This window comes from Mycobacterium scrofulaceum (assembly GCF_001667885.1).
Lineage (GTDB): Bacteria > Actinomycetota > Actinomycetes > Mycobacteriales > Mycobacteriaceae > Mycobacterium > Mycobacterium scrofulaceum_C.
Genome location: NZ_LZJW01000040.1, coordinates 43,336 through 57,441, shown reverse-complemented (window position 1 = coordinate 57,441; position 14,106 = coordinate 43,336). Strand labels below are relative to the sequence as shown.

The 14,106-nt window shown below is 69.2% G+C and carries 17 protein-coding genes and 1 pseudogene; 7 read left to right on the top strand and 11 right to left on the bottom strand.

Going from position 1 to position 14,106, the window contains the following annotated elements:
* Nucleotides 1–55 precede the first annotated feature (55 nt).
* Both A5681_RS04665 and A5681_RS04660 read left to right on the top strand, forming a co-directional pair.
* Nucleotides 56–292, top strand: a complete 237-nt coding sequence (locus tag A5681_RS04665) for a CsbD family protein (RefSeq protein WP_067212426.1) — start codon at nucleotides 56–58, stop codon at nucleotides 290–292.
* Nucleotides 293–510: 218 nt separating this feature from the next.
* Nucleotides 511–1,227 carry a response regulator transcription factor gene (locus A5681_RS04660; RefSeq protein WP_067269845.1) on the top strand — a complete coding sequence of 239 codons (717 nt, stop codon included), beginning with the start codon at nucleotides 511–513 and terminating at the stop codon, nucleotides 1,225–1,227.
* Nucleotides 1,228–1,255: 28 nt separating this feature from the next.
* Here the strand turns inward: A5681_RS04660 and A5681_RS04655 are convergent, their stop codons facing one another.
* Both A5681_RS04655 and A5681_RS04650 read right to left on the bottom strand, forming a co-directional pair.
* Entirely contained in the window at nucleotides 1,256–2,191 is a 936-nt protein-coding gene (locus tag A5681_RS04655; protein ID WP_067269843.1) for a lysophospholipid acyltransferase family protein, read from the bottom strand.
* A gap of 100 nt (nucleotides 2,192–2,291) precedes the next feature.
* Nucleotides 2,292–2,849, bottom strand: a complete 558-nt coding sequence (locus A5681_RS04650; RefSeq protein ID WP_067269840.1) for an MPT63 family protein — start codon at nucleotides 2,847–2,849, stop codon at nucleotides 2,292–2,294.
* A gap of 287 nt (nucleotides 2,850–3,136) precedes the next feature.
* Between A5681_RS04650 and A5681_RS27355 the strand changes: the two genes are divergently transcribed.
* The gene (locus A5681_RS27355; protein ID WP_197498506.1) at nucleotides 3,137–3,313 is read left to right on the top strand and encodes a hypothetical protein; all 177 of its coding nucleotides are present in this window, start codon (nucleotides 3,137–3,139) and stop codon (nucleotides 3,311–3,313) included.
* Nucleotides 3,314–3,364: 51 nt separating this feature from the next.
* On the top strand, nucleotides 3,365–4,204 hold the full coding sequence (locus tag A5681_RS04645) for a glucose 1-dehydrogenase (protein WP_067269838.1): 840 nt from the start codon (nucleotides 3,365–3,367) through the stop codon (nucleotides 4,202–4,204).
* A 26-nt stretch (nucleotides 4,205–4,230) separates the two neighbouring features.
* On the opposite strand, the gene A5681_RS04640 is transcribed toward A5681_RS04645, so the two are convergent.
* Together A5681_RS04640 and A5681_RS04635 are read right to left on the bottom strand one after the other, a co-directional pair.
* Entirely contained in the window at nucleotides 4,231–4,554 is a 324-nt protein-coding gene (locus A5681_RS04640; protein WP_067269836.1) for a DUF2795 domain-containing protein, read from the bottom strand.
* Between the two features lie 81 nt (nucleotides 4,555–4,635).
* Nucleotides 4,636–5,049 (bottom strand): ChaB family protein, encoded by a 414-nt coding sequence (locus A5681_RS04635; RefSeq protein WP_067269834.1) that lies wholly within the window; start codon nucleotides 5,047–5,049, stop codon nucleotides 4,636–4,638.
* 126 nt (nucleotides 5,050–5,175) lie between these two features.
* Here A5681_RS04635 and A5681_RS04630 point away from each other — a divergent pair, with 126 nt between their 5' ends.
* Nucleotides 5,176–5,595, top strand: coding sequence for a MarR family winged helix-turn-helix transcriptional regulator (locus A5681_RS04630; RefSeq protein WP_067269832.1), 420 nt, complete (start codon nucleotides 5,176–5,178; stop codon nucleotides 5,593–5,595).
* Nucleotides 5,596–5,602: 7 nt separating this feature from the next.
* Here the strand turns inward: A5681_RS04630 and A5681_RS04625 are convergent, their stop codons facing one another.
* The 3 genes from A5681_RS04625 to rpsB are packed head-to-tail and all read right to left on the bottom strand — an operon-like array spanning nucleotide 5,603 to nucleotide 8,694.
* Complete coding sequence (locus A5681_RS04625; RefSeq protein ID WP_067269830.1) at nucleotides 5,603–7,003, bottom strand: amidase; 1,401 nt, start codon at nucleotides 7,001–7,003, stop codon at nucleotides 5,603–5,605.
* Nucleotides 7,004–7,034: 31 nt separating this feature from the next.
* Entirely contained in the window at nucleotides 7,035–7,850 is an 816-nt protein-coding gene (gene tsf, locus A5681_RS04620) for a translation elongation factor Ts (RefSeq protein WP_067269828.1), read from the bottom strand.
* Nucleotides 7,851–7,860: 10 nt separating this feature from the next.
* A complete protein-coding gene (gene rpsB, locus A5681_RS04615) occupies nucleotides 7,861–8,694 on the bottom strand; it encodes a 30S ribosomal protein S2 (protein ID WP_067269826.1) in 834 nt (277 codons plus the stop codon).
* Nucleotides 8,695–8,931: 237 nt separating this feature from the next.
* Here rpsB and A5681_RS04610 point away from each other — a divergent pair.
* A pseudogene (locus A5681_RS04610) lies at nucleotides 8,932–9,453 on the top strand (M23 family metallopeptidase); the annotation flags it as partial.
* Between the two features lie 76 nt (nucleotides 9,454–9,529).
* Here A5681_RS04610 and A5681_RS04605 read toward each other — a convergent pair.
* The 4 genes from A5681_RS04605 to dprA are packed head-to-tail and all read right to left on the bottom strand — an operon-like array spanning nucleotide 9,530 to nucleotide 13,716.
* Nucleotides 9,530–10,426 carry a tyrosine recombinase XerC gene (locus A5681_RS04605; protein ID WP_067269822.1) on the bottom strand — a complete coding sequence of 299 codons (897 nt, stop codon included), beginning with the start codon at nucleotides 10,424–10,426 and terminating at the stop codon, nucleotides 9,530–9,532.
* Between the two features lie 33 nt (nucleotides 10,427–10,459).
* Nucleotides 10,460–11,623, bottom strand: coding sequence for a lactate 2-monooxygenase (locus tag A5681_RS04600; protein ID WP_067269820.1), 1,164 nt, complete (start codon nucleotides 11,621–11,623; stop codon nucleotides 10,460–10,462).
* A gap of 42 nt (nucleotides 11,624–11,665) precedes the next feature.
* Nucleotides 11,666–12,517, bottom strand: coding sequence for a siderophore-interacting protein (locus A5681_RS04595; RefSeq protein WP_067269818.1), 852 nt, complete (start codon nucleotides 12,515–12,517; stop codon nucleotides 11,666–11,668).
* A gap of 32 nt (nucleotides 12,518–12,549) precedes the next feature.
* Nucleotides 12,550–13,716 (bottom strand): DNA-processing protein DprA, encoded by a 1,167-nt coding sequence (gene dprA / locus A5681_RS04590; RefSeq protein WP_067269816.1) that lies wholly within the window; start codon nucleotides 13,714–13,716, stop codon nucleotides 12,550–12,552.
* A gap of 113 nt (nucleotides 13,717–13,829) precedes the next feature.
* Between dprA and A5681_RS04585 the strand changes: the two genes are divergently transcribed.
* Nucleotides 13,830–14,105, top strand: a complete 276-nt coding sequence (locus tag A5681_RS04585) for a DUF4190 domain-containing protein (RefSeq protein WP_067269814.1) — start codon at nucleotides 13,830–13,832, stop codon at nucleotides 14,103–14,105.
* The last annotated feature ends 1 nt before the right edge of the window (nucleotide 14,106 follow it).

Below are 14,106 nucleotides of genomic sequence, written 5' to 3'. Positions count from 1 at the left end.
GCGATCGGCAGAGAGCGCGCATCGCTCAGGTACGCCTACTAGGAGGAACTGATCCATGGCGGACAACAACTCGGGACCTGCTGAAGCCGTCAAGGGCGTCGTCGAGGACGTCAAGGGCAAGGCCAAGGAAGCCGTTGGTGCGGTGACGGGTCAAGACGACCTCACCCGCGAAGGCCAGGCCCAGCAGGACAAGGCGGAAGCCCAGCGCGACGCGGCGAAGAAGGAAGCCGAGGCCGAGGCGGCCCGCGGCGGCGCCGAGGCCGCTGAGCAGCGCCAGAAGGCCAATCAGTAGCTTGCTGGGAGGATGGGTCCGGTCTGTGTAAACGGACCGGGCCCATCGACTTTTTCCGGGACAGGACAATCGATCCCGGTTAGCCGGTCCGACATAGTCGGCGGCTAATTCAACACAGTTTGCATAATTTCGCGCCGAGCGGGTAATCACCGCTGCGCTTGCAGACATCTCCCTGAGGTGCCTACGGGCCGGGAACCTACACGAAGTTTTTTCCGGAGATGTCCTTGGACGTGCTACTGCTGACCGACGCGGACGACTTCGATCGCGCTCTGCCGCCCCTGAACTCGTTCGCGCGCATCATGCGGCGAGCGCCCCTCACCGGTGACGGCCACGGTCCCGCCCATTCCGGCGACGTGGCCATCGTCGATGCTCGCGACGACCTCGCGGCGGCGCAGACCGCCTGCCGCCGCCTGACGACCGATGCCCCCGCCACCGCGGTGGTCGCGCTCGTGTCGGGAGCCGACGCCATGGTCGACGGCGAGTGGAACGTCGATGACGTCATGCCGACCGGTGCGGACGCGGACGAGTTGCAGGAACGGCTGGGGCGGGCGATCGCCCACCGGCGCAGCGCCATCGACGGCAGCCTGAAATTCGGTGCCCTGCTGCTGCACCCGACCAGCCTCACCGGGTCGCTGGAAGGCAAGGACCTGAGCTTGACGCAGACCGAGTTCAGATTGCTGAGTTTCCTTGTGCAGCATGCCGGTCGGCCGTTCACCCGCACCCGGCTGATGCACGAAGCGTGGGGTTACGACTGCAACGGTCGCGTCCGTTCGGTCGATGTTCACATCCGGCGGCTGCGCGCCAAGCTCGGGCCGCGCCATCAGTCGATGGTCGACACGGTCCGCGGCGTGGGCTACATGGCGGCGACCCCGCCGCACCCGGAGTGGATCATCAGCGAGTCGACGTCCCCGATGGGAGTGGCGCCGGCGCAGTGAATCCGTTTGCGCCCCAACCGTTTCCCGATCAGCCGAAGAGTGGAAACGCGCGCTTGCGCGCGAGCGCGTCCATTCCCTCCTGGATGGCGTTTTGCACCTCGCGGTACTTGCCTTCGACGTAGGCGTCGTCCTCCGCCCGGTCGGGGTCGTGGTCGAGCTCGACGGCCGGCATGAACCGGGTCCGGATCTTGGCCGGCAGCGGCAGCTGCGGCAGCGCCGCCGGCGCGATCCCCCACGGCAGTGAGACCGCCAACGGGAACACCTTGAGGCGCAGCAGGCGGTCCAGCTGCAAGGCCTTCGACAGCTTGTCACCGCGGATCAGCACCGGCATCGCGTCGGCGCCGCCAACCGTCGCGATCGGCACGATCGGCACACCGGCCCGAATCGCCATCTTGACGAAGCCCTTTCGGCCCGCGAGGTTGGCCTGGTCGCGCTCCGTCCAGGGGCGCAGCGAGTCCACCTCACCGCCGGGCCACAGCGCCACGTCACGACCTTCGGCCAGGGCGGTGGCAATCGCATCCGGGGCGGCCGGCAGCACCCCCATCGAGCGGAAGTACCGGCCGATCACCGGAATCGCCATCAACGCGTCATGCGCCGTGCCGTGCAGCGGACGCTCCTGCCCGAAGCGCCGCCACCATTGCAGCCCGACGGTCCAGGCGTCCCAGACGAACGGAGCGCCGGAGTGGATCCCCACCAGCAGCGCCGGTGGCGCCGGGATGTTCTCCCAGCCGTCGATTTCCATCCGAAACCAGTAGTCCACCAGCACATTCCACAGATATTTCTGCCGCTGCAGCGTGGTCTCGTCCTGGCCGCTGAGATCCCATTCGCCGGCGCGCTCGGCGACCCAGCCGCTGACCCCGCCCTCCTGGCGGCTGCGCCGCTCCTCCATCGTCGCCCGCGCCTCTTTGGCGTTCCGCTTCGCCTGTTCGCGTATCTCGACTGGCCTGTGATCCGGGTTACTCATGGTTGCGGTGTACCCGATTCAAGCGCGCACGATTCAACTCTTTCCCAAACGCGGAACTCCCCGCGTCGCACGCGACGCGGGGAGGTATCCGCAAGCCGGATCAGGTGTGGGCCGGGGCGGGCGGAGCGCCCGGTGCCGGGCTGGCGTTCGGGGCGGCGCCAGGCGCCGAGCCACCCTGCACGTTCGACGTCCACATCAGGATGTCTTGCATCCCGTCGTTGTAGACGACGCCGTTCGGCGGAGCGCCGGTCACGTCGAAGTACAGCGTTCCGGTCGACTCGCTCCCCTGCGGGATCGGCGCGGGGTTAAGGCCGTTGGGAACCCCAACCTTGTCGATCACCCGGTAGTTCTGGCCGTTGGGGCCGCGGGCGATGAAGTCATTGACCATGGGGGTCACGAGTCCGCCGTCCGACCGGGCGGTGACGTCCGCCTGGTACAGCGTCCCCTTGGGCGTGTAGCCGGGAATCGTGACATTGCTGGGCTGCAGGTTGCTCACCGTGTAGTTGGTGATCAGCGGCCCGTCGACGAGTTGCTCGCTGGTGCCGAAGCCTTGGATGTTCGGCGGCGCGGCGGCGGCCGTCGACGCGGCGAAAACGCTCGCCACCGCTATACCCCCGGCAGCGGCAGCAGTCTTGATGGCCCTCTTGGTGACCTTCATTGCTCATTCCTTTCGTGTTGAACAATCGCCCCCCGGAAGGGCAATACACACACGATTCGCAGATAGCCATTCGCCTTCCGCTCTAAACATGTGTATCCGCTGAATATTCAATTAGCGCCGGTTAGCTGGCGAAAATCAGTTCGTTTGTTGGACGGCATCTTTCGCATCAGTTTTTAACATCCGTATCGCTATTCACGCAGGCTCACTGTCGCAACGCGAGCGATTAGCGCCCGCCCCGACGGGTAGTCGGAGCGGTACGCAACCGACGAGAACGAAAGGGGCCGTCGATGGAACGCGGAAGCTCCAAGCACAGCCCGCGCGAGGACGACGAACTCAAGCATGAGTTGGACGGCACGTTGCGGGGTAACCGGCCCAGTCGCGCCGAGGAGTGGCGTGATCCCGAACCCCCGGCCGACGACGACCCCGACGTGCCCACGGCCGGCCCGATAACTCGCGAGCCGTAAAACCGGCGAGCTGTTTGCTCGCAACAATTTGGACACGAATAGAGGAAACAGATGGGCTTTGCGCCTCAACAACAATCCCCTCCTGGCGTGCAGGCCGAGATGAACCCGGTGCCCGACTGCGGCGAAAACAGCTACCGGGGCTCGGGAAAGCTTGCCGGCAAAAAGGCGATCGTCACCGGCGGCGACAGCGGCATCGGCCGCGCGGTCGCGATCGCTTTCGCCCGGGAGGGCGCCGACGTGTTGATCTCCTATCTCAATGAGGACGACGATGCCAGCGACGTCGCCCGCTACGTGGAGGATGCGGGGCGGAAATGCGAGCTGGTTTCCGGCGACCTGTCCGACGCCGCGCATTGCCGCGCCGTGGTAAATCGTGCCGTCGAAGAGTTCGGCGGCATCGACATCCTGGTCAACAATGCCGCGTACCAGATGATGCACAAAAGCCTCGACGAAATCGGCGACAAGGAATGGGATTACACGTTCCGGCTCAACGTCGGCGCATACTTTCACCTCGCCAAAGCTGCCGTTCCGCACATGAAGGCCGGCGCCTCGATCATCGGCAGTTCGTCGGTCAACTCCGATACGCCCAACCCCACGCTGGCGCCCTACGCGGCGACCAAGGCCGCCATCGCGAACTTTTCGGCCAGCCTCGCTCAGCTGCTGGGCGACAAGGGGATTCGGGTCAACAGCGTGGCGCCCGGTCCGATCTGGACACCGCTGATTCCCTCCACGATGCCGCCGGACAGCGTCGAATCGTTCGGCGACAACACACCGCTGGGCCGCGCCGGGCAACCCGCGGAGCTGGCCCCCGTGTATGTGCTGTTGGCCTCCGACGACGCGAGCTACATCTCCGGCGCGCGGGTCGCCGTGACCGGGGGCCGGCCGATTCTCTAGCGCCCCAACGAAGTGCGCGCGGGGCTTCAGGAGCCCCGGTTCTCGCCGAGCTCGTCGACGATCGGGCTCTGGACGGGATTGTCCTTGGCGCTTTGGGCCAGCCCGGGCTTGGTGTGGATACGATGCGCCGCGGCCCGGCCCTGGGTGTCACGGTCGTCGGCGATGGTAACCGACGCGGCGACCTGGCCGGCGTTGTTGTAGGTCTCGGGCGGGATGCCGCGCAGGGCGCGGACCGTGTCGTGGTCGCAGCCATTGCGATCGGCGGCGTCGAGCAGATCCTGCTTGCTCGCCGGAAAGTCGACGTCACTTAGGCATTGACGCAGCTGACTGGGGGTGGTGGAGGCAACCATGGCTGTCGGGATGCCCGCAAGCCGCGGACCTAAACGACGCCACCGGGTGCGGTCTCGGTCACATCGGTGCGGTGGCGCGTATCAGCGGCCGCGGACCCGGCGATTGTGCTTCTTGATCGCGTCGACCAGCTCCGCCTTGCTCATCGTGGACCTCCCCCGGACGTCGAGTCGCCGGGCCAGATCCAGCAAGTGCTTCTTGCTCGCGTTGGCGTTCACGCCCTCCGCGGACTCGCCCGAGGCTCGCGGGCCACCGCTCTCGGCGCGCTCGTCCGACGGGCCCTTCTTTTCTTTGGGCTCCCAGTGGTCGCCGACCTTTTCGAAACTGTGCTTGAGGGCGGAATAGGCCACCCGGTGGGCACGCTCTTCGCTGCCGTATTCGTCGGCGGCCGCATCATGCGTTTTCGCGAACGTGCGTTGCGCTTTGGCGTTCGAACGCTGCAAAGTGCTCGGCAATTCGTCCTTCTTCGGCTTGCCGCCTTTCGTGGTCTTCGGCATGGGAACCTCCTTTAACGGTGCGCGTGACGAGTCGCGCTGGTCGGTTACCCCGTTGACCGGCCGGCAATCAGCCCGTCGCGCCCGAACGTCCCCTTCGGGCCGGCAAAATATGTCAAGATGGTTGACATGGTTCAGGCCGAAGACGCCCCGCTTGGTTACCTGTTGTACCGGGTGGCGAGCCTGTTGCGACCGGAGGTTTCGGCGGTGCTGGGCCCGCTGGGCCTGACGTTGCCCGAATTCGTCTGCCTGCGAATGCTTTCCATACTGCCGGGGATGTCGAGCGCCGAACTGTCCCGGCAGGCCGGGGTCACCCCGCAGGCGATGAACACGGTGCTGCGCAAGCTGGAAGACATTGGCGCCGTGGCGCGCCCGACGTCGGTGTCCAGCGGCCGCGCGCTGCCCGCCACGCTGACCGGGCAGGGCCGCGCCCTGCTCAAGCGCGCCGAAGGCGCGGTGCGGACCGCCGACGCCCGCATCCTGGCCAAGCTGACCGAGCCTCAGCAGCGCGAATTCAAACGGATGCTCGACAAGCTCGGCTCCGATTGACCGGCAATCAAGCGGATTGGATCCGGGCCCACGGTCGGGCCTCTTCGAGTTCGTAGGCCAGCTCGAGCAGCAGCGCCTCCTGCCCGGTGTCGGTCGACAACATCATGCCCACCGGCATGCCGTCGTCGGATTGTGCCAACGGCAAGGAGATCGCCGGCTCACCGGTGACGTTCTGCAGCGGGGTGAACGAGACCCAGTCGATCAGTCGCTCGATGACCTGGTGGTAGTCGCTGGGTGCCAGATAGCCGATGCGGGGCGTCTCGTCGGCGAGCGTCGGGGTCAGCACCGCGTCGTAGGTGCCGAAGAATTCTGCGGTGCGCCTGCGGATTCGGCGCAGGCGCAGGATCGCCAGCGGCAGTCGGTGCAGGTTGCGGGCGGTGTGTCGCTCCAGACCGAGCGTCAGACTGTCCAGCCGGCTGCGGTCGAACGTCGCGCCGAACATTCGGCGCCCCGTGCGGACCTGGGCCAGTGCCAAGAAACCCCAATACAGCACGAAGTCGTCGACGAAACTGGCCGGCACCGGGGGTTCCTCGAGGTGCTCGACGCGGTGCCCCAGCTCCTCGAGCAGGCCGGCCGACTTCAGCGCCAGCTCGCGCACCTGCGGGCTGCAGTCGCGTTGCACCGACCGGGTCAGCACGGCGATTCGCAGCCGCTGCCTGCCGGGCCCGGTGACGTCCCCGATCGGCGCCAGCTTCGGGTTACGCCAAATGCGTTCGGCCTCCCGATAGAACGCCGCGGTGTCACGCACCGAACGGGTCACCACACCGTTGGCGACGATGCCCACCGGCATCCGGCGCAGGTGCGCGTCCAGCGGCAGCCGCCCGCGCGACGGCTTCAGCCCGACGAGGCCGTTGCAGGCGGCGGGGATGCGGATGGATCCGCCGCCGTCGTTGGCGTGGGCGATCGGCACCACGCCTGCCGCGACGAACGCCCCCGAGCCCGACGACGATGCGCCGGCGCTGTAGTCGGTGTTCCACGGGTTGCGGACCGGCCCAAGTCGGGGATGCTCGGCCGATGCGCTGAAACCGAATTCCGACAGCTGCGTCTTGCCCACGGGCGCCAGCCCGGTCGCCAGGAACAGCCGGGTGAACTCGCCGTCGGAGGTGGCGTTCCACGGTGTCCACGCGTCGGTGCCGTGCATCGTCGGTTGGCCCGCGATGTCGACGTTGTCCTTCAGGAACGTCGGGACGCCGTCGAAGAAACCGTTCCCCACCGGGGCCGCGGTTCGCGCCTGCTGAAAGGCGGCGTAGGCCAGGCCGTTGAGGATCGGGTCGACGGCCTCGGTGCGGGCGATGGCCGCCTCGACGACCTCCGCCCTGCTGACCCAGCCGGCCTGTAGCGCGTGGGCGAGGCCGACCGCGTCGAGGTCACCGAGGGCGTCGTCGCCGAACGCATGCACGTGTCGCATGGATCGACGCTAGCTCGCCTCCGCGCGGGGCTTAGGCCTGGCCCACTTCGAAGCGCACGAACCGCGTCACCGTGACGCCGGCCTCGTCGAGCAGCGCCTTGACCGTCTTCTTGCTGTCGGACACCGACGGCTGCTCCAGCAGCACCGCGTCCTTGAAGAAACCGTTCAGCCGGCCTTCGACGATCTTGGGCAGCGCCTGCTCCGGCTTGCCCTCCGCCTTGGCCGTTTCCTCGGCGATGCGGCGCTCGCTGGCCACGACGTCCTCGGGAACGTCCTCGCGGGACAGGAAACGCGCCTTGAGGGCGGCGATCTGCAGCGCGACCGAGTGCGCGGCCTCGGCATCCGAGCCCTGGTACTCCACCAGGACACCGACGGCGGGCGGCAGGTCGGCCGCGCGCTTGTGCAGGTAGGCCTCGACGGTGCCGTCGAAGTACGCGACGCGACGCAGTTCCAGCTTCTCGCCGATCTTGGCCGACAGGTCGGCGATGGCCTGCTCGACCGTGGTGTCACCGGCCTTGGCGCTCTTCAACGCGTCAACGTCGGTGGCCTTGGACTGCGCGGCGGCCGCGACGATGTCGTCGGCGAGCTTCTGGAACTCGGCGTTCTTGGCGACGAAGTCCGTCTCCGAGTTCAGCTCGATCAGCGCGCCACCCTGCGCGGCGACCAGGCCCTCGGCCGTGGCGCGCTCGGCACGCTTGCCGACGTCCTTGGCGCCCTTGATGCGCAACGCCTCGACGGCCTTGTCGAAGTCGCCGTCGCTCTCGGCCAGCGCGTTCTTGCAGTCGAGCATGCCGGCGCCGGTGAGCTCACGGAGCTTCTTGACGTCGGCGGCGGTGAAGTTGGCCATATCAGCCTTCCTATGAAGGGTCTGTGGTTGGTTCGGTGGCGCCCGCAGCGGCGTCGGTGGGGGCGCTGGCGGCGGCGGAGGCCAGCAGTTCCTGCTCCCATTCGGGCAGCGGCTCGGCGGCTTCCGCCTCGGGCTTGCCGTCGCCGCGGCCGACGCCGGCGCGGGCCTGCAAGCCCTCGGCGACCGCGGAGGCGATCACCTTGGTCAGCAGCGCGGCCGAGCGGATCGCGTCGTCGTTGCCCGGGATCGGGTAGTCGACCTCGTCGGGGTCGCAGTTGGTGTCCAGGATCGCGATGACCGGGATGCCCAGCTTGCGGGCCTCGCCAACGGCGATGTGCTCCTTGTTGGTGTCGACGACCCAGATCGCCGACGGCACCTTGGCCATGTCGCGGATACCGCCCAGGCTGCGCTCCAGCTTGTTCTTCTCCCGGGTCAGCATCAGGATTTCCTTCTTGGTGCGACCCTCGAAGCCACCGGTCTGCTCCATCGCCTCGAGTTCCTTGAGGCGCTGCAGCCGCTTGTGCACGGTGGAGAAGTTGGTGAGCATGCCGCCCAGCCAGCGCTGGTTCACATACGGCATGCCGACGCGGGTCGCCTCGGCGGCGACCGATTCCTGCGCCTGCTTCTTGGTGCCGACGAACAGCACCGTCCCGCCGTGGGCGACGGTCTCCTTGACGAACTCGTACGCCTTGTCGATGAAGGTCAGCGTCTGCTGCAGGTCGATGATGTAGATGCCGTTGCGGTCGGTGAAGATGAACCGCTTCATCTTGGGATTCCAGCGACGGGTCTGGTGCCCGAAGTGGGTGCCGCTGTCGAGCAGCTGCTTCATGGTTACGACGGCCATGCGTGTGCCTTACTTGTGTCGGTTGTCGCCCGGCATCGGGTGAAGCCGGGCCCTGGCGCCTGCTGCGATGCCGGACCTCGCCAGGAAACCCTGGCGGGGACCGCCCGGCACGCGGTGCGAACTCCTAGTCAAACGGGAGACGCGGGGCGGACGCGCGAAGTCAGCCCGCGAACGAGCTGCGACCAGCAGTTTACACGGACTCAGCTGGTGGTTTTGCACAGCACCGGCCGGACCTGACTGGTGGCGGGGCCGCCGGCGCACTCCACTGAGCCGATGCGACGGGTTTGGTGGCTTTTATCGTGGCTGGCGATGCTGGGCGCGGCACCGGCGGCCGCGGACGACGGTCGCCTGGACTGGCCGCTGCGCCCGCCGCCCGCCGTGGCCCGGGGGTTCGATGCGCCGGCGCCGGACTGGAAACCCGGGCATCGGGGGGTGGACCTGCCCGGCGCCCCCGGTCAGCCGGTGTACGCGGCGGGCACCGCCACCGTCGTGTTCGCCGGGGAGCTGGCGGGGCGCCCGGTGGTGTCGCTGGCCCACCCCGGTGGCCTGCGCACCAGCTACGAGCCGGTCCGCGCCGCGGTGCGGGTCGGTCAGCCGGTGACGGCCCGGACCGTGATCGGCTCGCTGGAGGTCGGGCATGCCGGCTGCGGGGCGGCGGCGTGCCTGCACTGGGGCGCGATGTGGGGGCCGGCGTCCGGCGCCCACTACGTCGATCCGCTGGGCCTGGTGAAGTCGACGCCGATCCGGCTCAAGCCGCTGCGGGGCTGAGCGTGCGCCCGGGGCGGTCCCCCACGGTGTGTCGGCGCCCGGTCCGCACCCTCCCGTGGGTGCACGCTCACGCCCGAGGGTGGGCCTGATCGTGCACCGCCCGCAACCGGGAGACGGCGACGTGGGTGTAGAGCTGGGTGGTCGCCAGGCTGGAATGGCCGAGCAGCTCCTGCACGACCCGCAGGTCGGCGCCGCCTTCCAGCAGATGCGTCGCCGCGCTGTGCCGCAGCCCGTGCGGGCCCATGTCGGGAGCGCCGTCCACCGCGGCCACCGTTTGGTGCACCACGGTGCGGGCCTGGCGCACGTCGAGCCGCCTGCCGCGGGCGCCCAGCAGCAGGGCGGGCCCCGACTCGGCGGTCACCAGGGCGGGCCGGCCCTGGTCCAGCCAGGCGCGCAGCGCCTCGGCGGCCGGCATCCCGAACGGCACGGTGCGCTGCTTGTTGCCCTTGCCGAGCACCCGGACCAGCCGATAACGGGTGTCCACGTCGTCGATGTCCAGGCCGCAGAGCTCGCTCACCCGGATTCCGGTGGCGTACAACATTTCGACGATCAGCCGGTCCCGCAACGCCATCGGATCACCTTGTTGCGCACCGGATTTCGCGGCGGCCATCGCGTCGAGCGCCTGGTCCTGGCGCAACACCGCCGGCAGCGTGCGGTGCGCCTTGGGCACCTGCAGCCGCGCGGCCGGGTCCCCGGCCAGCAACCCGCGCCGCGCGGCCCACGCGGTGAACGCCTTGACCGCCGAGGTGCGACGGGCCAGCGTCGTGCGGGCGGCGCCCGCGGTGGCCGCGGACGACAACCATGAGCGCAGGAGCGGCAGGCTCAGCCCGTCCAGCCCGGCGCCGCGGCTCTCCAGGAACGTCAGCAGCGAGCGCAGGTCGCCGAGGTAGGCCCGACGGGTGTGCGCCGAGCGGCCGCATTGCAGCGCCAGGTACTCGTCGAATTCCTCGAGGATGGCCTCCACGCCTGCAACGTTCGCAGGGGCCGCGGACTCCGATCAGTCGACGCGCCGAAGCGTGTCCGGGGTGAGATCTTTCAGTGTCGGATAGCCGTCGACGGCCATGATCAGGTCCGCTTCGGCCAGCAGCGAACGCAGCACGTGCACGACCCCGTCGACGCCCCCGAGCGCCAGACCGTAGGCGTACGGCCGACCGACGCCCACCGCGGTCGCGCCCAGCGCCAGCGCCTTGACGATGTCGGCCCCGTTGCGGATGCCCGAATCGAACAGCACCGGCAGGCCGTCGGCCGCCTCGATCACCCCCGGCAGGCAGTCCAGCGCGGGCAGGCCGCCGTTGGCCTGGCGGCCGCCGTGCGTCGAGCAGTAGATGCCGTCGACGCCGCCGTCCTTGGCGCGCCGGGCGTCGTCGGGATGGCAGATGCCCTTGATGATGAGCGGCAGCTCGGTCAGCGATCGCAACCACGGGAGGTCGTCCCACGTCAACGGATTGCCGAACGTCGTGATCCACTGCAGCACGGTGGCCTGCGGGTCCTCCTCGGGCGGGCGCTGCAGGCCGGCGCGAAAGACCGGGTCGCTGGTGTAGTTGCTGAGGCACAGACCCCGCAACTGCGGAAAATTCGCCGTGCTCAGGTCGCGCGGACGCCATCCCGGAATCCAGGTGTCCAGGGTGACGATGATGCCCTGGTAGCCGGCGGCCTCGGCCCGTTGCACCAGGCTGGCGGCGAGCTCGCGATTCTTCGGCGTGTACAGCTGGAAGAAACCGGGGGTATCGCCGAACTGCGCGGCGACGTCTTCCAGCGGGTCGGCGGTCAGGGTGGACACGACCATCGGGACACCGGTGGCCGCGGCGGCGCGCGCGGTGGCCAGGTCGCCGTGGCCGTCTTGCGCGCAGATGCCGATCACGCCGATCGGCGCCATGAACAACGGTGACGGCAGCGTCAGGCCGAACACCTCTACCGACAGGTCACGCTCGGCGGCCCCGACGAACATGCGGGGCATCAGGCCCCAGCGGTCGAACGCCTCGCGATTGGCCCGTTGGGTGCGCTCGTCTCCGGCGCCACCGGTGACGTAGGACCACACCGACGGCGACATCGCCCGCTCGGCCCGGGCCTCCAGCTCCGCGAAGGCCATCGGCAGCGCGGGCGCGATCCCGCCCAGACCCTTGAAGTAGATCTCGTTCTGGTAATCGCCGTAATGCGCCATGGAACTAGAGGATGCCAGCCGGCGATCGGACCGACGAACCCGCTAGGAGGCCCCGGACTCCGCCTCGGCCAGTTCCTTCTTCCACTGCCGGAAGGTCTCTTCGGTGCGGCCACGCCGCCAGTAGCCCGAGATGGACGACGCCCACTTCGCGTCCACGCCGCGCTCCTTGCGGATGTAGGGCCGCAGATTGTGCATGACGCTTTGCGCCTCGCCGTGAATGAAGACGTGCACCTGCCCGGGCAGCCATGGCGTGGTGGTGACCGCCTCGATCAGCGGGGCGTGGTCGCCGGCGCGGTCCTCGGGGACCAGGTCGGCCCGGCCCCCGCGATAGACCCAATGCACCTCCACGCCTTCCGGCGCGGCCAGGGGGATCTCGTCTTCCTGGCCCGCCACCTCAATGAACGCCTTGCCGACGGCACTCGACGGCAACGCTTCCAGCGCCACGGCGATGGCCGGCAGTGCCGACTCGTCGCCGGCCAGCAGATGCCAATCGGCGGACGGGTCGGGCGTGTAGGCACCGCCGGGACCCATCAGGAAGATCCGCTGGCCGGGGTGCGCCGCGGCCGCCCATTGCCCCGCGATCCCGTGCTCGCCGTGCGTGACGATGTTCAGCGTGATCTGACCGGCGGCGCTGTCGACGTGGCGGACGGTCATAGTGCGAACCGACGGCCGTTTCTCGGGGGGCAGGCCGGCGAAGCTGTCGAGCGTCAATGGCTGGGGCAGGTCCGCGACGTCGATGTCGTCGGCGACGAACGCCAACTTGACGTAGGAGTCGGTGAATTTGCTGGGCACGAAGGCGTCGAAGTCCTTGCTGCCCAGCACGACCGCGACCATGTGCGGTGTGAGCTCCTTGGTATCGACAACCTCGAAGCGTTGCAGAGGTCGACCCGCCACTTGTCCTCCTGTCCCCGCCCGACCCCCGTCGACTATACGAGCCGCGTCGTCGATGCAGCTTGGCCGCTCGCGGCCCGGAGAAGTCGCCACCCGCCCTCGTGACGGCACACCAACCCGGCCAGCTCGAGCATGGCCAGCGGCCCCAGCACCCGCTCGGGCACCTGCCCCGACGCGACCGCGAGCTGCTCGACGGTTGCGGCGCCGCGCCCCGGCAGCGCCTCGTACACCCGGCGCTCGGCGTCGCTCAGCCCGTCGAGCGCGGTCGTGGGGCGCGCTTCATCGGCGGCCAGCTCGCCGATGCGACCGATGAGCTCGACGATGTGGTCGGCGCGGGTGACCAGCTCGGCGCCGTTGCGCAGCAGCGCGTGGCAGCCGGCGGACGCCGACGACGTCACGGGGCCGGGAACCGCGGCCACCACCCGCCCCAGCGCCCGCGCCCACGCGGCGGTGTTCGCCGCGCCGCTGCGCAGCCCGGCTTCGACCACCACCGCGGCCCCGGTGACGGCGGCCACCAGCCGGTTGCGGGTCAGGAATCGGTGGCGCGCGGGCCGGACGCCGGGCGGGTATTCGGTGAAGAGCAGGCCGTGTTGGCCGACGCGATGCAGCAGCGCCGCATGGCCGCTCGGATACGGAATGTCGAGTCCCCCGGCCAGGACCGCCACAGTGATGCCGTCGGCGTTCAGCACCGCCCGGTGTGCCGCGCCGTCGATTCCGTACGCGCCGCCGGAAACGACGGCCACCTCCCGTTGCGCCAGCCCGACCGCCAAGTCCTCGGTCACGTGTTCGCCATATGCCGTCGCGGCCCGCGTACCCACCACGGCGGCCGCGCGGTCCGCCACCTCGTCCAGCCGGGCCGGGCCCTGTGCCCACAACACCATTGGGGCCGCGCCGCGCGCCTTGCCCGAGGCGCTCCCGAAGGCGGCGAACGCCAGCAGCGGCCACTCGTCGTCGTCGGGGGTGACCAACCGTCCCCCGCGACGGGCGAGCAGCTCGAGGTCGGCTGCGGCACAGTCGATTTCGCGCCTCGCCTCCGTTTGCCGCGCGACATCGTCGTCGACCAGACCGCGGCGCACCCGCTCGGCCGCCTCCACCGGGCCGACGGACCGCACCAGCGCTGCCAGTTCGGCGCAGGGCGGCTCGGCCACCCGGGACAGGTATGCCCAGGACCGCAGTACGGGGTCGTCGACAGCGGTCAACATTGGGGCGCCCCCGACTTCAAGTGTTCGCCAAGGATCCTTTTAGCCCCATCCGCGAATGTGTTGTCGTCGACACCCATTCGCCATCGCGCGGCCGGCAAGGAACGGAGCGAACAATGATCGTCTGCGCGCCGACCCAGCTCGCGGCACCCGCCCGCCCCATCAACCCTTGGGCGGTTGCGGCGTTCGCGTTGAGCCTGGTCAGCTGGTGCGGCATGCCCATCCCGATCCTCAGCGGCGGCCTCGCGTTCGTCGCGTTGCATGACATGGAACAGCGCGGCGAGGGCGGTCGCGCGATGGCACAGTTCGCCCGGGCCTTCGCCATCCTGGTGACCGCCGCGATAGCGGTCCGCGGCGGCCACAACGACTGGTTGACGCACGCGTACTGGTGAT